Source organism: Streptomyces sp. NPDC056527, from assembly GCF_042794475.1.
Classification (GTDB): domain Bacteria; phylum Actinomycetota; class Actinomycetes; order Streptomycetales; family Streptomycetaceae; genus Streptomyces.
The window spans coordinates 67,631-86,689 of record NZ_JBHTTQ010000014.1 but is presented as its reverse complement, the minus strand read 5'-3'; the positions used below and the strand labels follow the sequence as shown (position 1 = coordinate 86,689).

The following is a 19,059-nucleotide window of genomic DNA, read 5'->3' as shown; positions in this document are numbered from 1 at the left end:
GGATGGTTCACGCATGACGCGCCCTTCGCTCCCCAACCCGCTCGCCCCGGTCGGGTACCGCCGTGACGGGCGGCCCATCTACCCGATCCTGGACGCCTCGCCCGAGCACGACCCGAACAAGCCCGACGACGGCCCGGGAACCGGTGGCGTCACGCAGGACAACCTGTCCCGGCTGCTGGCCCGTGAGAAGACCCAGGGCGGTCGCGCCGCGGTGAAGAAGCTCCTCGACGGCCTGGTTTCAGCGACTCCGAGAAGCTGATGGAGTTCGTCACCGCGACGCGAGACGCCGAGCGGGCCGCGCTCTCCGAGGTCGAGCGCCGTGAGCAGGCGGCCGAGGACAAGCTGCGCGAGGCCGAAGCCCGTGAGGCCCAGGCTGTCGCTCGGGAGCGCGCCGCGATCCGCCGCGCCGCCCTCGCCGGTCTTGGAGCCGCCAGTGAGGATCTGGACGACGCCGTCCTGCTGATCGACCGCGCGCTTTGAACGGTCAGGATGACGCCGACGAGGAGACAGTCGCCGCGGCAGCCGAGCAGCTGGCGGAGCGGCGTCCGGAGCTGTTCGGTGCTGGGCGGGTGGCTGCCCCGCCCGCGCCGGGTGGCTCGCCCGCCGGCGGCCCGCCCTCGCGCAACGCCACACCGCCGAAGCCGGGCGCTGCGGGCCTCGACATGGCCCGCCGACGCGGATACATCACCAGCTGACCGACCCACTCCCACCGGCGGGACAATGCCGGACCAGGGGACCATCGCGTCGTCCCTGGGAGGGGCACCGTCATGCTTCAGCCGATTACGACGCAGCGCAGCGTCACGGCGAATTCGGAGTGGCTCGGCGGCCGACACGGCACCGACGACACCGACACGATCACCCTCGACATCACGAAGTTCACCAGCGGCGCGCACTACGTGCCGTCGACTGACACAAGCCAGCCGTACAACCTCTTCAAGTCCGGTGTGCCGGTCGGCAAGATCACCGCCTCGGGTCTCTACGGCCCCTTCGACAAGGCCGCCGCCGACGGTCGCGCAGGCCTGGCCGGCCTCGTTGTCGCCGAGACCCTCTTCGCGCCCGCCGCCACCAAGGTGCCCGTCGCGCTGCTGTGGCACGGCACCGTGCGCGCCGCGAAGGTCCCCGGCGGCTTCACCCCCGCCGAGGTCGTCACGACCAACGCCCTGATCCGGTACGTGTAAGGAGCCACTGAGCCATGACCCTCCAGGACCTGATCAAGGACGTCACCACCCGCGACCTGACCGTCTTCGCCCAAGCTGTGCCGACGCCGGACGAGTGGACGCTGACCACGGGCGACAGCCCGTGTTCCCGGCCCTCAAGCTCCAGAGCACCATGTGGGAGATCAAGGACAGCGGGCGCTACGTCAACGCTGCGAAGTTCCGGGCGTACGACGCCTCGGCGCCGCTCGCGACCCGCGAGGCGTGGGAGACCACCCGCAAGGGCGGCCTGCCGGTCATCTCGCAGAAGCTCACCGTCAGCGAGCAGGAGATCATCCTCGACGAGATGCAGCGCGGCGCGGACGCCGAGCGGCTGGTGAACAACCTCTACTCCGACAGCGAGCGGCACGCCGAGGCGGCCAAGGGCCGCATCGAGCTGGCGGCCGCCGACGTCCTCCTCGACGGAAAGCTGACCGTCAACGAGAACAACTACATCACCGAGGTCGACTTCGGCGTCCCGGCCGAGAACACGCCCACGGCCCCGAAGGTGTGGTCGGACCCGACTTCGGACCCGATCCGCGACGAACTCGCCTGGCTGATGAGGGACTTGCAGTGCCACAGACTCAGCCCGGTTCGCCTGTGAAGTAGCTTCACGATCTCGATGGCCCGAGGGCCGGAGTCAGTAAGAACTGCGGTCTGCGGCACCTCGTCGCAGACCAGCAAGAACGATTCGCTCACCGTGCCCGGCCCCTCCATCAGCACGCAGATGGCCAGCAGCATATGGCGTGGCGTGGCGATCACGTCCTGAGAAGGGCGCGTCGGCGGAGCAAGGCGAGGCTGGCTCGCCCGAAGCCCATGCGCTTGAGGAGCGTGCGGAGCTGAAGGCTCGTGGGAGCCTTCTGGTCAGCCTGCGGGGGCTTCGGGCTCGGTGGAGGGCCTCAGGTAGCTGGGGAGCTGGGCCGTAGCGACGACCGTCCGTATGTCGCTCGCCACTCGCCGGATCTGGAGGGCTCGCTCCCGGCCCTGGGTGGTGGTTGCGCGATCGGCGATCTCCTCGTATCGGCTGGCGAGGGCTTCGAGGGCGGCGCTGATGTCAGCGGGGATGGCGGGCTGCTCTTTCATGGGTTCTCCCTACGGCGCTGTGTGCCCAGAACGTCGGCGCTCATCGGTGGGACGCCTTCACCGTGGCAAGTAGAGCCGCCAGCGTCTCCCAGGAGTGGTGCCAGCTCTGGTCGAGGCAGTACCGGCCGTTCATTCCGAAGTCGGTCAGGTTGAAGAAGCTCTTCTTGCCGGTGGCCTCGGCGAGCCGCTGGAGGAGGCCCTGGGGAACCCTACGATCGGCGGCGAAGTGGGTGGCCCCCGAGACCGCGAGGGCGGCGGCAAGGGCTGCCGGGTGCAGGCGGATGCCAAGAGCGCGGGTGCCCGCGAACAGGACCAGTCCTTGGGTCGCGGTGTACTGGAAGACGTGGTGGAGGCAGGCGCGGCGGCCGCCGTCGGTGCCGACGGTGGTGACCGTGCCGTCCTCGTGCTTGTACGTCACCGGGGCGGCGTCGGTGGCGCCCTTGGCCTGGGAATCGAAGTCCGACTGGCCCCAATGGTCCGCGTGATCGGCCGCGGCGCGCAGTAAGGCGTAGGCGGCAGCGAAGGTGGCGGCGCGGTGGTTCAAGAGTGTTCTCCGCGGTTCTGCTCGCTCGCGTACTCGGCGGGCTCCTGGGCGCACAAGCGGGCGGAGAGGTCGGGGAAGTTGCGGCCGGTGCCGTCGCCGTCGGGGCCGTTGTCCATGGCTTCGGCCAGGGCGTACAGGTCGGTCGGCACCCGCGGGTCGAGGTGGTCGAGGTCGGGGCGGAAATCGCCGGTGACGATGACGTTGCCCTCCACGTGCAGCTGCCTGCGCAGGCCGGCGGCGATCCCCTCGGCGCGGCTGTCGTTTTCGTACGAGCCGATCCGTACCGGGTTCAGCCCGGGCCGGTGGAGGATGACGGCGTGGCCGACCAGGGTCGGTGTAGCGGACGGGCCGGCCAAGCTGGTGGGCGTAGGCGATCTCGGCGCGGGTGGAGTCGCCGATGTAGCCGCTGGTGAAAGCGCCTGAATTCGCGATCACTGAGGCGCTTCCACCACGAACTTGGCTCTGGCGGCCGGGATCCTCGGCTGTGTACTGCTCGGTACCGACTGATTCGGTGTCGAAGTGCATGACGTTTCCGGTGCCCGGTGAGCCGATCCGTGGTCAGCCGACTTCAGGTACCGCGCCAGGCAGAGCAGACTCCTCCGCGGTGACACGCCGGATGTGGCCTACCCACGCGTCCGGCGTCAGGGAGGACCACCCAACGTCGATCTCAACGCCGTGGAGTATGCGGGTGAGGTCCGCAAGCTGTGTGAAAATCGCCGTCTGTACCTCCTCAGGGGCCGCGTCGGCGGGCATCGGGACCTTGCCGCATCCGCCGCCCGAGTCGTCGGCGATGAACGTGTAAGGCCACACGTCTTGCCCAGTCAGCAGGATGATCTCCTTCGGTATGCCGAAGGGGGGCCGCTTCTTCTTCGTTTTGGGTCGTCTCGCCACGGTGCCATCCAACCTGACGGACCGCGCGGTCAGGCACCCGCCATACACACCTCAGCCACCACAACCAGGCCTGCCCAGAGCCGCATGACGCCACCCATCCAGGTGAAGGTAGGTTGATCGCCAGTCGGCTGGGGCCATGAGGCTGCGGTACTGGCCGTTTCGGCGGAGGCTGGCGCGGATCTGCTCGACGTCGCCACGCTTGGCGTTGCCGGGGAACGGGGTGAGCTCGTCGAGGGGGATGTCGGCGGTCCGCAGGTACCTCGCGGTGGTCTCTTCTGGCATGGCGGTGGGGCTCCCGCATGTGTCGATGTCAGGCCCCGCGCCTGAGTAGATGATCCCCCGGCGTTCCGGTTTCGGTCCCTCTGCCCGGGATGGGGTGGCATCCTGCGCGTCATGAGAAGCGTGCGCGGGTTGGGGACGGTTGGGGCGGGTGTGGCCGCGGTGCTGCTGCTCGCGGGGTGCTGCTGCTCGCGGGGTGCGGGGGCGGTGACGGTGATGCGAAGGCCGGGGATGCGCCGAGCACGTCGCCGTCGGCAGTGACGAGTCCGCCGGTGGTGGTGGAGACGCCGCCTACGTTCCCGGACACGGCGGAGGGCCAGCTGGACAAGCAGGCTGCGGAGAAAGGCTGGCTGGTCGGGGACGGCAGCGAGACGGCCGCTTCGGCGTATGTGGTGATGATCTGCGAGTCGATGGACGACCAGAACAGCTACGGCACGGATCCGGGTGAGTGGATCGCGGAGCGGACCGAGGGCGATGAGGCCGCGGTGTTGAAGGCGGGGATGCCGTCGTTGTGCCCGCGCTGGTCGGGCAAAACGCTGAAGGCGCTGGGCGGGGATCACGTGTGATCGTACGACGACGGGACGTGGACGGTGAAGGCGAAGCCGGTGAAGCCGGAGGTGGGTGCGGACGAGGGGGAGATCGCGCCGGGTACGTACCGGACGAAGGGCGATCTCGAGGACTGCTACTGGGAGCGGACCGCCCGGGACGGGACGGTGCTGGCCAACAAGTTCGCGACGTCGGCGCAGGAGATCACGGTGACAATCCGGCCGTCGGACGGGCAGTTCACGACGCGGGGCTGCGGGTCGTGGCGGATCGTGAAGTAGCCCGGGCGTGGAAGGGCCCCACCGGGCCGGGTGGCTGGGTGGGGCCGGGCGAGGCTGTGCAACGGGGAGTGCAGGGCCTCGCAGTTCGAGGGTGGCACGGCCGGGTCCGGGAGGGGCGCGGGGACACCGGGGCTCCCGGACCGGCCGTACAAGAATCATGCTGATGTACGAATGGCGGGTTGTCTGAGCGGCTATCCCCCGGCGCGGGCCGACTTCGGGAGTTGGGTCAACTTCAGTCCCTGCCCGACGGGTCGTTGAGGGCCTTCAGGGCGCGTTGGAGTGGGCTGTGGTCGGCAGTGTCGGGGTCGAGGCGGGCGACGAGGACGAGGGTCCCGTCGGGGAGCCGGACCACGAGCGTGTCGGGGTCCGGGTCCGGGAGTGCGGGGCGCGGCATGGGGTGGTTCCTACTCGGCAGCCTGGTCGTCGGATGCGGGGTCGGGGGTGGGGGTGGGTCCGAAGCCGTACATGCCGCGGATGACTTTGCCGTTGTCGACCTGCCGGTGGATCTTGTCGGTGCGGGACAGGCGGGAGAGGGCGTTGTCGAGGGTGGAGCCCTCGATGCCGGTCAGGCCGGCGATCTGGTCCTTGTGGGCGTAGTTGATGTCGAGGCCGAGGGGGTCGGCGAGGGCCTCGAGCGCGGCGAGGATCTTCTCGTCGGCGCTGGCGGGCTTCTTCGGAGCCGGGGGCAGGGTGCTGATGTCGAAGATGGCGTCGTCGTCTTCGTCGCCCTGGGCGTCGGGCAGGACGCAGATGCGGGCCAGGTCGTGGCGGGCATCCCAGGAGGGCCAGTCGACGGGGTGGGCGATGTTGCTGGTGTCGATGTACGGGGTGGCGTCCTCGAGGATCCAGTTCCGCATCATCTCGGCGTATGCGCCTGCACTCGCGGCGAACGCGAGACCGAAGGTGCGGACCGGGTCGTCGAGGGGCACGTTGGGGTCGTAGATGAGGGCCCGTTCGCCGGACCAGGCCGCGGGGATGTCGGCAGGGTTGCAGCCGGCGAAGTTCTCCGGCAGGTCGACCAGGTGCTTCTGGCTGGAGTCGGAGCGGAGCAGGACCAGGCTGCCGCCGTAGAAGATGTTGTCGCGGATGGCTGCGTCGCCGCCGAACTGGGCGAGCTGCATGAGCTGGTTGGCGAGGACGACGGGCATTCCGAGGGAGCGGCCGAGGGTGGCGCCGGCGTTGATGATGAACGTGGCTTCCTTCTTGTGCTCCGCATTTTCGCCGAGGAGCTTGCTGGCCTCGTCGAGCATGAGGGGGACCCAGGGACGCTCGGGGCTGGGCTGGAAGTTCTTCATGCCGAGTCGGGCGGATTCCTCGACTCGGTACATGAGCAGGTTGAACCAGCCGCGCAGTGCGCCCATGGCGCCGTCGGGGCCGAGGCCTGAGTAGGCGGCCATCTTCTCGATGGCCGGGTTCGAGGAGCCCTTGGGGTCGGCGTAGATGATCGCGGAGCCGTTGACGTGGTGGGCGAGGGCGATGAGCTGGAGCGTGCCGCCCTTGCCGGATCCGGTGACGCCGGCGACGAGGATGTGCTGGGCGCCGAGCTTGGGGTCGTAGAGCTGGATGCGGGCGGGGAACCCGGAGACGCCGACGCCGAGCTGGATGTAGCCGCTGTCGTTGGCCTTCAGCACGTGGACGCCGGGGAATTCGGCGCCGGCCTCGAGGGGGTTGCGTTCCATGACGCGGATGACGGCTTCGCGGGGGTCGGTGCGCGGTTCGTAGGAGATGAGGTGGGGCTTGGTCCGCAGGGCTCCGGCGAGGTCGGCGCGGTCGGGGTGCTGGAGGCGGTCGAGGGTGTCGCCGGCTTCGACGATGGCGACTTGGCCGCCGGTGTTGGGGTCTTCCTGGATGTCCTTGAGGTGGGTGCCGGCCATGAGGCCGCCCTTGCGGGCGACGAACTTCTTCCATGCGCCGGCGAGGGTGCTGGGGTCGAGTTCGGCGGGTGCGGTGCGGTGGACGGTGAGGTGGCGTTCTCCGGCGTGGTTGCCGGGGGTCGTGTGGATCCAGGCGCTGTCGACCTGGAAGACGCTGGAGATGGTGTCGGGGGTGACGGTGACGGACGCGCCGATGGGGGCGGTGATGGTGCCGGTCCAGCGGTCGGTGGCGTAGCTGTTCAGGGTGAGTTCCTGGCCCCGGTTGGCGCCGTTGACCGGGTGGGAGATGTGGATGGCCCAGCGCTGGAGGATGTCGGCGGGGCCTTCGGGGAGGTTCTGCAGCATGGCGGGGACTGCACGGGCGGCGGGGCCTGCTGACGGCTGGGGGGCGTGGCGGGGGCGGCGCAGGATGCCGCGGAGCTTGAGCGGGACGAGGGCGACGGCGGCCCACCAGCCGAGCGACACGATCCCGGGGATGGACGGCAGGGTGAGGATGCCTCCCATGAGGGTGTCGGCGCCTGCCGGGCCGGCGAGTGTCCCGAGGCTGAGGGCGATCCCGCTAGTGAGGGTGGAGGCGAGCAGGGTGGAGCGGTGCGCGGCGATGATGTCGCCGGCTGGCAGGTTTCCGAGGACGCCGGGCGGCAGGCGGCGCATGTAGTTCGCGGCGAGGAATCCGCCGACGCCGCCGTATGCGATGGCGGCGGTGAACGCGGCTCCGCCGTCGAGGAACGGCGCCAGGAGGCCGGTGGCGATCGGCGCAGCGGTGGTGACCGCGGCGATGGCGCGCTCGGTGCCGGATGCAGTGGCGGCGGGGGTGGTGGTGTTCGTGGACATGGAGGGCTCCTGAAGGCTGCGGTGCGGGGCGCGGATGGGGTGGTGCCGCCCGGGGCGGGGGGTGCCCCCGGGGCCAGGGCGGGGGTGCCGCCCGGGGCGGGGGGTGCCCCCGGGGCCAGGGCGGCGGCGGGCTATTCCTGCTCGAACCAGTCGCGGTGGACGTTGTGGATGCCGTCGACGTTGGAGCGGGAGTAGCTTTCCTGGATCCCGTCGTGGCTGGTGCGGGCCTGGGCGCCGACGGCGGCGGCAGCCTTGGCGGTGGTGTCACCGGCCGTGGCGTAGGCGATGGCCGCCTCGGACACGCCGCGCATGATGCGTGCGAGGGCGTGGGTCTCGCCGACGGTGTGCCGGTCGACGTTCATGGTGGCGATCATCTCGGCGACCCGGCCGGTGTCCTGGGCTTCCTTGTCGATCCATGCCGCGTTCGCGTGGATCGCCTCGGCGCTGCGGGAGACCCGCTGCTCGAGCTCGGCGACCGCCTTGCACAGCTGCCGGTAGGTCAGTTCGGCCATGATGCTGCGTCCTCCTTGTAGAAGCGGCCCTCGGCGCCCTTGGTCTCGGGCGAGTCGACGACGGCCTGGTAGATGGCTGCGTACCGGGTCTGGGCGTTGGTGTGGACGGTGTCAGCGGCGTCGGCGCCGCGGGCAGCCCGCTTGTGGACGTCGGCGGCCTGGGCTGCTTGGGCTTTGGCTGCGTCCTCGAGCCGGGCCAGGGTGCCGACGAGCTTCTCGCCTCCCTTGACGCTCTTCGCGTCCTCCATGAGCCGGGTGACGGCGGCGGCCTGCTGGATGGCGTGGGTCTCAAGGCCGCGGCTGCGTTCGGCCACGTCCTGCATGACGGTCGTCTTGGCCTTGAGGCGGCGCTCGAATCCCTTGAGGGTGCGCACCTCGCTGCGCGCGAGGGCGGTGCGGTTGGCGCCGTCGCCGAGGTGCACGCTGCTGGCGTCGATGCCGGTGACGGGAATGGGGATGGCCGGGGCGCGGGTCGGCTTCGGCGGGGCGGCCGGGGTGGGGGGCACGGCGGAGTCCTTGTCCTTGTCTCGCTGCTGCTGGTGCTTGCGCTGGGCGTGGGCCTGGTCGAGGACCTGCTTCTCCTGCTCGCCTGCGTCGATGGCCTGGTGCCAGCCGTCCTTGACGCCATCGCGGTAGGCGCGGACTTGGGCGGCGGTGCGGCCGGCCCTGTTGCCGTCGCGGTAGCCGGTCTCGCGAGCTGAGCGGGTGTGGAGCGGTTCGCGCTGGCGGATGACGAACGCGTACTTCTCGGCGTCGGTCGGCGCCTTGGGGGTGTCCTTGCTGGTGCCCTTCTTGTCGACGGGCTTCTTCGGGTCGTCCGCTGGCTTGGTGCTCTCGGGCTTCTTAGCGGCCGGTTCGGCGGGCCGCCTCGTTTCCGGGGCGTCGGGGGTGGCCGGGGTGTCGGCCTTCTTCTGCGAGGCGTCCCGGTCGGTGCTGGTCGTGGGGCGCTTCTTGAGGAGGCTGACCTTGCCGCGGCCGGACGTCTTGCCCTGGGTGCGCTTCGGGGTCTTGTCGTCGTCCTCGTCGGCGGGGGTCTTCCAGTCCTTCGCGTAGTCCTTGCGCGGGCTCGAGGCGCCGCCCTTCCCGGACGAGCTGCCGCCTTCCGTGCGGCCGTCCTTGCTGGTGCGTCCGCCGGCCGGCTTCGCGTCCGTACCGGAGCTGTCGCGCTTCGACCCGCCGGACGCGTCGGTCTTGCTCGGCGCCGGGTCCTTGGCCCTCTTCGGGGTCTTCGGCGCGGGAGCAGGCTTCGACGCGGGGGCGGTCTTCGGTCCGGCGGGTGCCGGTGCGGGCGCCTTTGCGCGGGTGTCTCCCGCGCCGTTGGTGCCGCGACCGTTCTGGGTGTTCTTCGGGGCGCGGCCGGCGCTGGAGTCCTGCTTCTTCGCCGGTCCCTTCGACGCGCCCCCGCCTGCCGCGGACTTGCTGCCGCTCGTCGACGCGGGGCCGGATGCGGGGCCAGCCTTGGCCTCGTGCTTTTCCGACCGGTTGACCGTGCGGGATTCCTTGACCTGCTGCGCCATTGCCCGGGCCTTCTGGACCTCGAGACGCTTGATGTTGGCGCCCGCGCCCTTCTTCCAGCGTTCCGCACCGGCCAAAAGCCAGGCACGAACAACGCTTTCCTTCCCCCGGGTCTGGCCAGTCGAATTACCGCCCTTCCCGGGGTAATTCGGGTCGCCGTTCTCGTCGCCGTGGAAGGCGGCGGACGAGGCCCCCGCGACGTCGTCCGCGGCGAGGGTGCCGGTGGGGGCGGGGTCGATGCTGAAGGCGGCCGGGCGGGCGGGCTCGACCGGGGCGAGCACGGAGGCGAACAGGCCGGGCTGAGGGGCCGGCTGGGTCCGGTCGTTCGGGTCGGGTACCGCTGCGGGGGCGGTGTCGGCCTCCATCGGGATCCTCGCTCTCTGGTTACTTCCCACTTCCTCCCCGCCCGGAAGAACCCTGTTCAGGGCTCCTCACGGGCGGGTGGGAGGGGGATTCTCGGTGTGGTGGGCAGTGAGTAGGAAGTGATCAGGCGGGGGTGGGCTTGGTGCCCTTCCTGGCGCCCCACAGGGCGATCACGGCCAGCGCGCCGAGGCCGAGGAAGGCGCCGCCGCCGATGGTTCCGTCGCCGCTGTCGCTGGCCGTGGTGGTGGTCGTGGCGGAGCCGGCGGTCTGCATGTTGACGCTGCCGTTCGTGCCGCCGTACTGGGCCTGGCAGTCGTCGATGACCTGCCGGTATGTCGGGGAGCCGTAGCCCTTTCCAACGAGGCCCTTGTTGCCGTTCACGCAGGAATCGATGGACGCCTGACGGGTCGCATCGGCGGAATTCTGGGACTTCCGACCGACTTCCTGCGCCCGATTGAATTCCTTCATTTCCTCGATGCGCAGGGCCTGTGCTTTCAGGTCCAGTTCCTTGGCGATCGCTTCCTTTTTGGCGACGTCGGCGGAGTAGGCCAGGTAGCCGAGGAGGCCGGTGCCGGCGAGGACGGCGACGCCGATTCCGAGGGCGGCCTTCCCGCGGACGGTGAGGCCCGGCTTCGGGGCGTGGGTGGGGGCGCCGTACGGGTTCGGGTCGTACATGCCGGCGGTGGTGGGGGTGTTGTAGCCGTTGTGGTGGCTCGGGGCGGGCTCCTGGCCGAAGCCCTTTTCCTGCATCATCCGCTCGAAGTCCTCGGGCGAGGGGGTGTTCACGGGGTCACTCTCCGATCTGTCGTGCGTGGTCGGCGGTCCGGGTGAGAAGGGCTCTGACGTGGGGAAACGTCCGCCCGGGGAGGTCTTGCCAGGCGAAGAACTGCATGTGCACTCCGGCCTGGGCGAGGACCGTGTGCATGTGCTCGACCGCTCGGTTCCGGGCGGCGGGGGTGACGTGGCCGGCGTCCATCAGCAGGCGCTGCGCCCCGCCGATACACATGCGGCCGGAGCGGTCGGTGCCAGCGAACTTGCACCAGCCGTACCGCTCGAGGACGCCAAGGGTGTGCAGGAGGTGCAGGGACGGCGGCTGCGGTGCGGGCGCCTGCCACATGCCGAGGCCAGCCAGGAGGTTCTGGGCGATGCGGGGCACGATCCGCTGTCCCCACGTCGGCAGGTCGGGCGGTGGGGGCGGTGCACCGGAATGGTCGGGGCGAAGACTTCGCAGGGCCTCGGCGACGAGCCGCGCCGTGTCCTGTGTGGCGCGGGCCGGCGCCGCGGACGAGGGGACCGTCCGCGGCGCCGCGGTGCTGAGGGCGGCCATTACAGGTACCCCCCGTTGCCCTTGATGCGCTGCTGACGGGTGCGGGACAGAACGGTGCGTACGTACGGCGCATCGGTCTCGATGCCGTGATGCGCGAGGCGCTCCACGATCTGCGGCGCTGATGCGGTCGGGTCCGCATCGCGGATGGTACGCACCGCATCAGCCTTGGAGAGGCCCTCGAGCATCAGGGCACCACCGGCGTGGGGCGCGGCCGCATCAGTGCTGCGACGCGGCGCCGGGGCCTGGGTGAGTGCCGCGCGCGGCAGAGGCGTATCACCGGCCTGATCTGCGACTTCACCCAGCGCATCACTGTCCGGCGAAGTCTGCGGGCCGGCTGTCAGCTCCAGCGGGCGCATCCGGTGAAGCTCCTTGGCGCGGTCCTGGCGCATCAGCTCGATGTCGAAGTCCGTGGACACCTCGGCCATGAGGAGCTCGGCGCGCATCGTGCGGCGCCTCATCTCGTTGGCGTGCTGCGCCTCTTCGAAGACGAGGCCGCGCTCCATCTCGGCGAGGGTGGCCTTCTCCGCATCAGTAAGTGCGGCGGGGTCGCGCATGTCGGCGAGGGCGAGGGCCCAGACGACCTTCGCTCCGAGGGGCAGGAACGGCCCGGCAAACGCCATGGCGAGGTTGTCGTCGGCGATGCCGTGCCAGACGAGGAACACGGCGACGGCGATCAGGGCAGCCCAGCCGAAGAGGGCGACCGGCCACCGCTTGCCCGCGAGGCGGACGCCGCGGTACTCGGCGTAGATGACGGAGCCCCATACGGCGTCGGCGCAGGCGGCGACGGTGATGCCGGCGGGTCCGGCGCCGAGGAGGTCGAACAGGCTCCAGGTCGTCCAGATGAGGGAGCCGAGGGACAGGAAGGCGGCGAGCTTGATGAGAGGTGACAGCTTGGTGCGGGCGGCGGTGGTCACTTGGCTTCTTCCTTTCGGGCAAGTCGGTTCTGGTCGGTGATGAAGTCGGCGAGGGCTCCGTCGTGGGCGAACCATTCGGTGGTACCGATGCGAAGGTCCGCGAACTGCTTGTGGAAGGCGCGCTCGAGGGGCTGGCCGCCGGAGACGAGGAGGACGACGTTCTCGGGGCGCAGGGCGAGGGTTCGGATCCGGCGCTTCAGCTCGGTCGTAGTGCCGATCTTGATTCGGTTGCCGTTGCGGATGAAGTAGACGAGCGGGTCGTGCTTGCGTGCCGGGATGTCCCACGCGTACTGGGGCGCCTCGGGCTCGCGGTCGGTGTCCGTGGGGGTGCGGTCGCTGAGGTCGTAGCCGAGGGCGCCAACGATGGCGCTGAGTCGGGCGTGGCGACGCTCCTTCTCGCTGGCGTCGAACGCGGCCGCGCGGTCGTGGGCTTCACGCTGGGCAAGGGCGTCGATGACGGCCTGGTCCTCGGCCGGCAGGAACAGCATGTGCATCCGTGCGGCCCACACCCCCAGGGCGCAGAGGCCGCAGGCGCCGAGGACGCCCCAGGTGACGCCCTGCTCCTCGATGGGCATGTCGGCCACGGCGAGGGCAGCGATCAGGAGGACGCTGGCGTGGCAGACGAGCGTGGCCTTACGGAACAGGCTGGCCTTGCTGCGGTCGTAGAACGTGCGCTGCTCCTCGATGAGGCACAGCGGCCACAGGATGATCATGCTGATGGTGAACAGCCCGAGCGTGAGGACGGGGAGGGTGGGGAGCTCGCGCCACATCGGGGAGGTCACCATCACGGTTACGTAGGTGGCCGCTGCGATCGCCTGCATGACCCAGGCCAGGGTGATGATGAACCGTTCGAGAACGACCTCGGTCCTGTTGCGGGCGGTGGTGGGCAGTGGGGTCCTGGTCACGCGCGGGTGGTCCTTCCTGGTGACGTGGCTGGTGGTCAACGGGTGTTGCGGGCGTTGTCGTAGTCGGTGCGGGTGCAGCCGGCGGCCTCGGCGAGGTCGAGGACCTGGCTGACGGTGGCGGCGGCCTGCTGGGTCTCGGGGGCGTTGGGGCCGTGCTGCTGGGCGACGGTGACGAGGTACTGGCCGGCGGCTACGGCTACGGCGGCGGCCGCGGTGACGTCCTGCTTGGGCATGGGGAACTCCTCAGGGGGTCAGGCGAACCAGCGGCGCTTGGGCTTCGAGGGGGTGGGGTCGGCGATCTGCTGCTGCCGCTCGGCGGCCGCGCGGTAGCGGTCGCGACGGGACAGGGCGCGGTCTCGGTCCTTGGCGGCTCGGTCGGCCTTGGCCGTGTCGGTGTAGTCCCGGTCGGGCCGGCCGTAGACGTCGGCGTCCATCTGGTGCATCTGTGCCTGCTGGTCGGCGGCGTGTGCCTGCTTGCGGGCGATGTCGGCTTGGCGGGCGGCGGCCTGGCAGACGTACTGCTGTTCGGCGGTCTCGAAGGTCTTGGGGCTGAACAGGCCTATGGCGGGGTCCTTTCGGAGTCAGGCGGCGGTGCCGGTCAGCGGGATGGGCGAGTTCTTGCCGGAGCCGGTCGTGCCAGCGATCAGCTGGCCGACCGTGGGCGTGGGGGTGGGGAGCTGGGCGAGGCAGTCGTCGAGGCACTCGTCGATCTGCGCTCCGCACCAGTTGGTGGGGTCGCCGTGAGCGGCGCGGTACTCGGTCGGGGTCGGGATGGCCATGGCGTGCTCCTTCAGGCGAGAGGGGGGTGGGTTGTGGGCGTCAGCTCCGGTCGACGGAGCCCTTGCCGTTGTCGTTCTCGTAGCGGTTCCAGAAGCGCGCGGTGCGCTCTTTGCCGGCTCGTTCGGCGTCCTGGATCATGCGTTCCGTGCCGGCCTTGCGGCGGGCGGAGTCCCGGCGGTCGGCGTTGGCGCGGCGCTCGGCTCGGGTCTCGCGGCGGGCGCGGGGGCGGGGGTGCCGGGGGTGGTGGCGCCGGGGGTGTCGGGCTGCGGGTACTTCGGAGTGAACAGGCCCATGGCGGGGCTCCTTCGGGTTCGAGGGGTGGGGGTCCGGCCCGTTGTCGGCTCCCGGGCCGGACCCCGCGGGGAGGGGTGGTCAGATGCCGTAGATGAGGGCGGCGGCCTCGTTCAGCCGGTCGCCGAGGTCGAGGTCGGTCAGGTCGTACGCGAACTGCTCCCCGAGCTGCCGGACGTCCTTCGCGGTCTGCTCGTCGAGCGTGTTGAGGGACGGGTTGGAGTCGGGGTTCGTGAGGCGCTGCACGGTCAGGCCGATCGCGAACCGGACACCGGCTCTACCCGCTCCGCCCGCACGAAGAGACCGGCGGCCCACGGAGTGGGCAGCCGGTCTCGCAAAGCGTCACGGGGCAGGCGAGAAACCATGGGCGGCTCCCGCCCAGCGGGCGCGAAGTCAGCTCTCGGGAACCGGCGCGCCCTCCCACCCCTCCGCAATGGCGTGGAGGGTGGAGCGCCAGCTGCCGTTGCAGTCCTCGGGCCCAATCGGCGGGATGTCGCTGCCGAAGATCGCAAAGGCGCACGCCTGGGCGGCGGCATCCGTGCCGGGCTGGAGCGGGGTCATCATCGTGGCCATGCAGGCCTCCCTCGACTAGCGGTCCGGACTGTCCGGCTCCCCTTCACCGCCCGTCCCGACCGCCAGCATTCACGGTCGGTGCGGGCAGATCAGGCAGCCACCAGGACGGATCAGGCAACCTTGCGGGAACGCTGACGGGCGGCCCGCCGCTTCATGCGACGACGGTCGTCCTCATCCGTGCCACCCCACACGCCGGCAGCCTCGCCGCGCTCCAAGGCACCCTGGAGGCAGCTCTCCATCACAGGGCAGCGGCGGCACACCGCCTTGGCCTCCGCAATCTGCAGCACCGCAGGGCTGCTATTGCCGACCGGGAAGAAGAGGTTGGGATCTTCGTCCACGCAGGCCGGGCGGGGCCGGGCGGGCGCGGCAGCGGCAACAGGCGCGTAGGAGTGAGTGCTTACGACGGAGCGGTTCATCAGGTCCTCCCAGAAGGTCCGTAAACGAAGTGGCCCCAGGGATACGAGCCCCAGGGCCGTGCGTGTCAGCGACCGAACGCCGAAGACGGGCCCCGACGCACGCCGCCCTCCCACACGGGGCAAGCGAGGACGGGCAATGCCAGGGGATCAGCGCCGCTTCGACTGACGTTCGAGGTAAGCGTCCTGAAGCTGGGAGAACCGCTCATGGATCGGCGCTCCGACCGTGCAGGCACGGTCGGCCCGACAGGCCCCACAGCTGCTCGTGTGCTCAACGGAGGCCCGGTGCGCTTTCAGATAGCGGACGTACAGATCGTCAGACGCCATGTGCGTGCCTCGCCGACGCCGCCACACGGTCGCGGCCGGCCAGCGCGCCAAGAGCTCGGCACGCGTCGCAAGTCCAGCACGTCACACCGAACCAACCGCTGCACCGGTCACACTGCAGACCGCCGATACCCGCAGGCGCGAGCATGCCTCGAAGAGCACCCCACAGGGGTGTCGCCCGCCGCGGGGGCAGAAGCACCACTCGCAGGGCGACATCGACCCGGGCAGCGCCCTCAGCCTCATAGCCCTTGGAGTCGTCCTCGCGCTCAATGTCGTCGGTGATCCCGGCCACCGGCCGCATCGCGACGCGTGCCATGCTTTTCTTCATCAGGTCCTCCAGACAGGTCCTAATCCCTGGGGCTGTCGCATAACCCCCCAGCGGGGAGTCGGCCGCTGTACGAGCAGCCACGGCCCCAGCCGCCCCATTCGGTTCAGGGGCGGCCGGGGCCGTGGTCGTTCGTCGCTGAACTGGGCTACCCCTAGAGGCGGCGCTCGGTCTCGGTGAGCTCACAGGTCCGGTTGGTGATCCGGGGCCGCTCGGCGCCTGAGCCTTCCCTGCGAAGACGCCCCCGCCTGCTCAGACCCTGGGGGCTCGTCGTTTGTACCGTACGAGCCGCCCACAGCCGCCCCCACCCGGTGAAGGACAGGTGGGGGCGGCCGTGGGGGTTCGTCGGGATGCCAAGTTGCTGGGTGAGGCGGCCCTCCGTCTCGGTGAGCTACCAGATCCGGTCGGCAATCCGGGCCCGCTCGGCGCGGGACAGGTCGGGACCAAGAGGCGTCTGACACACGGCGGCCAGACGGTCGCGCGCCTGCTGATGACGCCTGCGCGGATCACAGGGGCTTTGGTGCCCATCCGGAAATGCGGATCGGCTCCAGCGGAACGCTGAGGCTTTCGGTCGGGGACGTGCCGACGGGGATCTGACGGCGTCGGGTGTCTGCGGCCTCCACGGCCGGGAGGACCTGAGCCCACTCAGACATGCGCCTCGCCGGGGCCGCAGCGGCGTACCGGCGGTCCAGTCGCGCCCGTTCCCGGGCAAAGAAGTCGCGGACGGTCCGACGCTTCGGCTCCTGGCGGAGCAGCCGGAGGAAGGTGGCGGCTAGGCGCTCGCCATCGCTGCAGGGCAGCAGTTGGGCGTCGAGGCCCGCGACTTCACCCTTGCACGCCAGGCAGTGGGTCTGGTGGTGCCGGAACGCCTGCCGGACCTTCTCTGCGCTGAACGGAGCGGGTTTGATCTGGCTGGCAGCCGGGGCCTGTGGCGTCTTCGGCTTGGGCAGCACCCTGGTGGCGCGACGGGACCTGGTGCTGGGGACCGCTTCGGCCAGCTCCGTGCGCCACGCGCCGACCGCAACGTCGACGACGACCCGGCGGTCACTGCCGGGGCAGCGGCGCGGGTTCGGGGTACTGGCGCGCTCGCTGTGGTGCGGGACAAGCTTCGGGGCGCCCTGCATGCCGGTGATCGGGCACCAGGACCCGCAGTCGGGGCAGATCAGGTGCTCCTTACCGGGGAAGAGCTCGATCTCGTTCGCCTTGAGGTTGGAAGTGACGATCGGCGGGCGGCTACTGACCCGAGAGGTGCGGGTCTTCCGGCGACGCTTCTGGGCCGTCGACACTGCTGGCGTCGTAGTCATGGGTGACTCCTATGGTTCGAGGAGGAGGGTCGCGTCGCGGTGCTGTCTCCGCCCGCCAGGTCGCACAGGAGGTCCCGACGTCCTGATGGACGGACAACGCATCTGCGCTGCGACGTGCAGTGCAGGAGCCGGGGACCCGGGGGATTTGGTGGTGCTATCAACCCCGGCCACCCCTATGAGGGACGGCGGCTACCTGCAGTGGTACGAACATCTCGCTCAGGCGCTTCCGCGGCGGTCTGGTAGGGCAACACCACACCGGCTGAGGCCTTTTCAGGTCGAGGCAGCGGCAGCCTTGGGCTGGATCTGGCGGCTCTGCTCGTAGGCCTGGACATCTGCGAGTCGAACCCGGATTGCCTTCTTAGCCCCGCGCCCGACGCCGATCGCGGGCAACTCGCCTGCCTCGATGGCCTCGTAGATGGTCGAAAGGCCTACATCGAAGTAGTCGGCAATCCATCTGACCCGGACGTAGTGGGTCAGTGATCCCGGGAGCACTTCAACGGCGGCTAGTCCCGTCGCTTCCGTGGTGTCCGTGGCTTCCATGAGCACACCATAAGCGCAAGCGACTTTAAGTGGCAAGCGCCCTAGGTAGTCCATACTGGGAGGCGCATCAAGGAAGTAGGGTCGTCGCAACGAGTGAGCTGGAGGTATGAGCATGTCGAGCGACGCGTGGATCAGTGAAACAACCCCCTACCTGGCCCCACGCGAGCGCGGGCAGTCTGACGCTTGGAGCGATCAGGCGAGCCGCCGCGGCCGGCGCGGCAACCAGCGGCTCCTGGAAGTCGCGGAGGTGGACCCTCCCGAAGGGGTGCGGCTGGCGCTCCAGCTTGCCGATGGCGAGCGTGCAGTGGTTCGCAGGCGACTGATCCTGCTCGACGAGGAGCCGGTGGAGTTGGCTGACTCGTACTACCCGGCGGGGATCGCCCGGGGAACCCGCTTGGCCGATCCCCGCAAGGTTCCAGGCGGTGCCGTCACCCTGCTAGCCGACCTTGGCTACACCGGTTCCACGGTGGTGGAGGACGTGAGCGCGGATCTAGCAACTCAGGATGAGCTCGACCACTTGGCCCTTCCAGAGGGAAGTCCGGTTCTACACCTGATGCGCACCACGCTGACCAAGTCGGGCGAGCCGATGGAAGTCTCCGTGATGACCATGCCGAATCAGCGGCACCTCACCTACCGACTCGAGAGGAAAGCCTGCTGATGGCAAGGGAATTCAAGGACCTCCGATCCCCACACCAGAAGATCGCCGCAGAGATCAGGCGCCTGATCACGCGAGGGGACCTTCCCCCCGGAAGCAAGCTGAGGTCGACAGCCGAGCTGATGGACCGGTACGGCGGCGTTGCGAACACGACCATCCAGAAGGCCCTGCAGATGCTGAAGGCGGAGGGCTTGCTCGAGGGCTTGCCCGGCAAGGGCGTCTACGTTCGCCAGCACGCGCAGCACTCCTTCGAGCCCGTCACCTTCATGAAGCCAGCGGCCCCGGGTGAGCCGTACTCGTGGATGTCGGAAGCGACGAAGCGCCAGCAGGTAGGCCGCTCGCAGCTCCTCGATGTCGAGGTGGTCCACCCGCCCACCGAGGTTGCTGCGGCACTTGAACTCCAGGAAGGGGAACAGGCGGTCCTACGCAAACAGATCCTGTTCCTGGACGAGGAGCCGACCGAGTTGACGAGGTCGTACTACCCGCTCGGTCTGACCGAAGGCACGGTGATGCTCGACAAGAAGCGGATCCGCGGCGGAACACCCGCCCTTCTCAACTCGCTCGGGTTCCCGCCCCGGGAGTTCGTCGACGAATTGTCGTCGGAGATTCCGACGGAGGAAGAAGTCGTCGCTCTCGAGCTCCCCAAGGACATGCCTGTCCTGGTGGCCTTCCGAGTCGTGTACTCGGACGGCCGCCGCCCGATCGAAGTCACGTTGATGACGAAAGCAGCGCACCGCTATCGGATGCGCTACAGGATGCCTGTGTCGTAAGGCGGTGGGCCGGGGCCGGGGGGCCG

The 19,059-nt window shown here is 69.8% G+C and carries 29 protein-coding genes; 9 read left to right on the top strand and 20 right to left on the bottom strand.

Translation table 11 applies throughout. The features are described 5' to 3' along the window. The first annotated feature begins 13 nt into the window (after positions 1-13). The 5 genes from ACFQ7Q_RS10900 (at position 14) to ACFQ7Q_RS10880 (ending at position 1,797) form a co-directional block, all read left to right on the top strand. On the top strand, positions 14-259 hold the full coding sequence (locus tag ACFQ7Q_RS10900; protein WP_383552259.1) for a hypothetical protein: 246 nt from the start codon (positions 14-16) through the stop codon (positions 257-259). Next, on the top strand, positions 259-480 hold the full coding sequence (locus tag ACFQ7Q_RS10895; protein WP_383552256.1) for a hypothetical protein: 222 nt from the start codon (positions 259-261) through the stop codon (positions 478-480). The genes ACFQ7Q_RS10900 and ACFQ7Q_RS10895 overlap by 1 nt, the downstream gene beginning before the upstream one ends. After that, complete coding sequence (locus ACFQ7Q_RS10890; RefSeq protein WP_383552253.1) at positions 477-695, top strand: hypothetical protein; 219 nt, start codon at positions 477-479, stop codon at positions 693-695. The genes ACFQ7Q_RS10895 and ACFQ7Q_RS10890 overlap by 4 nt, the downstream gene beginning before the upstream one ends. A 72-nt stretch (positions 696-767) precedes the next feature. Beyond that, positions 768-1,178, top strand: coding sequence for a head decoration protein (locus ACFQ7Q_RS10885; protein WP_383552250.1), 411 nt, complete (start codon positions 768-770; stop codon positions 1,176-1,178). Positions 1,179-1,272: 94 nt separating this feature from the next. Next, the gene (locus ACFQ7Q_RS10880; RefSeq protein ID WP_383552248.1) at positions 1,273-1,797 is read left to right on the top strand and encodes a major capsid protein; all 525 of its coding nucleotides are present in this window, start codon (positions 1,273-1,275) and stop codon (positions 1,795-1,797) included. Positions 1,798-2,057: 260 nt separating this feature from the next. On the opposite strand, the gene ACFQ7Q_RS10875 is transcribed toward ACFQ7Q_RS10880, so the two are convergent. From ACFQ7Q_RS10875 to ACFQ7Q_RS10860, 4 genes are all read right to left on the bottom strand, one after another. Further along, positions 2,058-2,276 carry a hypothetical protein gene (locus ACFQ7Q_RS10875; protein ID WP_383552246.1) on the bottom strand — a complete coding sequence of 73 codons (219 nt, stop codon included), beginning with the start codon at positions 2,274-2,276 and terminating at the stop codon, positions 2,058-2,060. Between the two features lie 40 nt (positions 2,277-2,316). After that, on the bottom strand, positions 2,317-2,820 hold the full coding sequence (locus ACFQ7Q_RS10870) for a hypothetical protein (protein WP_383552244.1): 504 nt from the start codon (positions 2,818-2,820) through the stop codon (positions 2,317-2,319). Beyond that, on the bottom strand, positions 2,817-3,176 hold the full coding sequence (locus tag ACFQ7Q_RS10865; RefSeq protein ID WP_383552241.1) for a hypothetical protein: 360 nt from the start codon (positions 3,174-3,176) through the stop codon (positions 2,817-2,819). Before ACFQ7Q_RS10865 ends, ACFQ7Q_RS10870 begins: the two co-directional genes overlap by 4 nt. Before the next feature lie 202 nt (positions 3,177-3,378). Continuing rightward, positions 3,379-3,711: a hypothetical protein gene (locus ACFQ7Q_RS10860; RefSeq protein ID WP_383552238.1), complete on the bottom strand. Its 333-nt coding sequence runs from the start codon at positions 3,709-3,711 to the stop codon at positions 3,379-3,381. A gap of 458 nt (positions 3,712-4,169) precedes the next feature. On the opposite strand from ACFQ7Q_RS10860, the gene ACFQ7Q_RS10855 reads away from it, so the two are divergent. Beyond that, positions 4,170-4,556 (top strand): hypothetical protein, encoded by a 387-nt coding sequence (locus tag ACFQ7Q_RS10855; protein ID WP_383552235.1) that lies wholly within the window; start codon positions 4,170-4,172, stop codon positions 4,554-4,556. Positions 4,557-4,580: 24 nt separating this feature from the next. Then, positions 4,581-4,814 carry a hypothetical protein gene (locus tag ACFQ7Q_RS10850; protein ID WP_383552233.1) on the top strand — a complete coding sequence of 78 codons (234 nt, stop codon included), beginning with the start codon at positions 4,581-4,583 and terminating at the stop codon, positions 4,812-4,814. A gap of 232 nt (positions 4,815-5,046) precedes the next feature. Here ACFQ7Q_RS10850 and ACFQ7Q_RS10845 read toward each other — a convergent pair whose 3' ends face one another. From ACFQ7Q_RS10845 to ACFQ7Q_RS10770, 16 genes are all read right to left on the bottom strand, one after another. Then, a complete protein-coding gene (locus ACFQ7Q_RS10845; protein ID WP_383552231.1) occupies positions 5,047-5,208 on the bottom strand; it encodes a hypothetical protein in 162 nt (53 codons plus the stop codon). A gap of 10 nt (positions 5,209-5,218) precedes the next feature. After that, positions 5,219-7,522: a type IV secretory system conjugative DNA transfer family protein gene (locus tag ACFQ7Q_RS10840; protein ID WP_383552228.1), complete on the bottom strand. Its 2,304-nt coding sequence runs from the start codon at positions 7,520-7,522 to the stop codon at positions 5,219-5,221. A 131-nt stretch (positions 7,523-7,653) separates the two neighbouring features. After that, a complete protein-coding gene (locus ACFQ7Q_RS10835) occupies positions 7,654-8,034 on the bottom strand; it encodes a hypothetical protein (protein ID WP_383552226.1) in 381 nt (126 codons plus the stop codon). Beyond that, complete coding sequence (locus tag ACFQ7Q_RS10830; RefSeq protein WP_383552224.1) at positions 8,022-9,914, bottom strand: hypothetical protein; 1,893 nt, start codon at positions 9,912-9,914, stop codon at positions 8,022-8,024. Before ACFQ7Q_RS10830 ends, ACFQ7Q_RS10835 begins: the two co-directional genes overlap by 13 nt. Before the next feature lie 121 nt (positions 9,915-10,035). Then, on the bottom strand, positions 10,036-10,698 hold the full coding sequence (locus tag ACFQ7Q_RS10825; protein ID WP_383552222.1) for a hypothetical protein: 663 nt from the start codon (positions 10,696-10,698) through the stop codon (positions 10,036-10,038). A gap of 4 nt (positions 10,699-10,702) precedes the next feature. After that, entirely contained in the window at positions 10,703-11,239 is a 537-nt protein-coding gene (locus tag ACFQ7Q_RS10820; RefSeq protein WP_383552219.1) for a hypothetical protein, read from the bottom strand. After that, the gene (locus ACFQ7Q_RS10815) at positions 11,239-12,153 is read right to left on the bottom strand and encodes a hypothetical protein (RefSeq protein WP_383552216.1); all 915 of its coding nucleotides are present in this window, start codon (positions 12,151-12,153) and stop codon (positions 11,239-11,241) included. The genes ACFQ7Q_RS10820 and ACFQ7Q_RS10815 overlap by 1 nt, the downstream gene beginning before the upstream one ends. Beyond that, entirely contained in the window at positions 12,150-13,058 is a 909-nt protein-coding gene (locus ACFQ7Q_RS10810; RefSeq protein WP_383552213.1) for a GIY-YIG nuclease family protein, read from the bottom strand. Before ACFQ7Q_RS10810 ends, ACFQ7Q_RS10815 begins: the two co-directional genes overlap by 4 nt. A gap of 35 nt (positions 13,059-13,093) precedes the next feature. Further along, positions 13,094-13,291 (bottom strand): hypothetical protein, encoded by a 198-nt coding sequence (locus ACFQ7Q_RS10805; protein ID WP_383552210.1) that lies wholly within the window; start codon positions 13,289-13,291, stop codon positions 13,094-13,096. An 18-nt stretch (positions 13,292-13,309) separates the two neighbouring features. Then, on the bottom strand, positions 13,310-13,501 hold the full coding sequence (locus ACFQ7Q_RS10800; protein ID WP_383552207.1) for a hypothetical protein: 192 nt from the start codon (positions 13,499-13,501) through the stop codon (positions 13,310-13,312). A 138-nt stretch (positions 13,502-13,639) separates the two neighbouring features. Further along, positions 13,640-13,837: a hypothetical protein gene (locus tag ACFQ7Q_RS10795; protein WP_383552204.1), complete on the bottom strand. Its 198-nt coding sequence runs from the start codon at positions 13,835-13,837 to the stop codon at positions 13,640-13,642. Positions 13,838-14,210: 373 nt separating this feature from the next. Beyond that, positions 14,211-14,375 (bottom strand): hypothetical protein, encoded by a 165-nt coding sequence (locus ACFQ7Q_RS10790; protein WP_383552201.1) that lies wholly within the window; start codon positions 14,373-14,375, stop codon positions 14,211-14,213. Between the two features lie 147 nt (positions 14,376-14,522). Further along, positions 14,523-14,702 carry a hypothetical protein gene (locus tag ACFQ7Q_RS10785; protein WP_383552198.1) on the bottom strand — a complete coding sequence of 60 codons (180 nt, stop codon included), beginning with the start codon at positions 14,700-14,702 and terminating at the stop codon, positions 14,523-14,525. Positions 14,703-14,812: 110 nt separating this feature from the next. Continuing rightward, positions 14,813-15,118: a WhiB family transcriptional regulator gene (locus tag ACFQ7Q_RS10780; protein WP_383552195.1), complete on the bottom strand. Its 306-nt coding sequence runs from the start codon at positions 15,116-15,118 to the stop codon at positions 14,813-14,815. Between the two features lie 1,152 nt (positions 15,119-16,270). Then, positions 16,271-17,050, bottom strand: a complete 780-nt coding sequence (locus ACFQ7Q_RS10775) for a hypothetical protein (RefSeq protein ID WP_383552192.1) — start codon at positions 17,048-17,050, stop codon at positions 16,271-16,273. A 288-nt stretch (positions 17,051-17,338) separates the two neighbouring features. Next, complete coding sequence (locus ACFQ7Q_RS10770) at positions 17,339-17,608, bottom strand: helix-turn-helix domain-containing protein (RefSeq protein ID WP_383552190.1); 270 nt, start codon at positions 17,606-17,608, stop codon at positions 17,339-17,341. Between the two features lie 112 nt (positions 17,609-17,720). Between ACFQ7Q_RS10770 and ACFQ7Q_RS10765 the strand changes: the two genes are divergently transcribed. Beyond that, positions 17,721-18,266 carry a GntR family transcriptional regulator gene (locus ACFQ7Q_RS10765; protein WP_383552188.1) on the top strand — a complete coding sequence of 182 codons (546 nt, stop codon included), beginning with the start codon at positions 17,721-17,723 and terminating at the stop codon, positions 18,264-18,266. Next, positions 18,266-19,033, top strand: coding sequence for a GntR family transcriptional regulator (locus ACFQ7Q_RS10760; protein ID WP_383552186.1), 768 nt, complete (start codon positions 18,266-18,268; stop codon positions 19,031-19,033). Before ACFQ7Q_RS10765 ends, ACFQ7Q_RS10760 begins: the two co-directional genes overlap by 1 nt. Positions 19,034-19,059 lie beyond the last annotated feature (26 nt).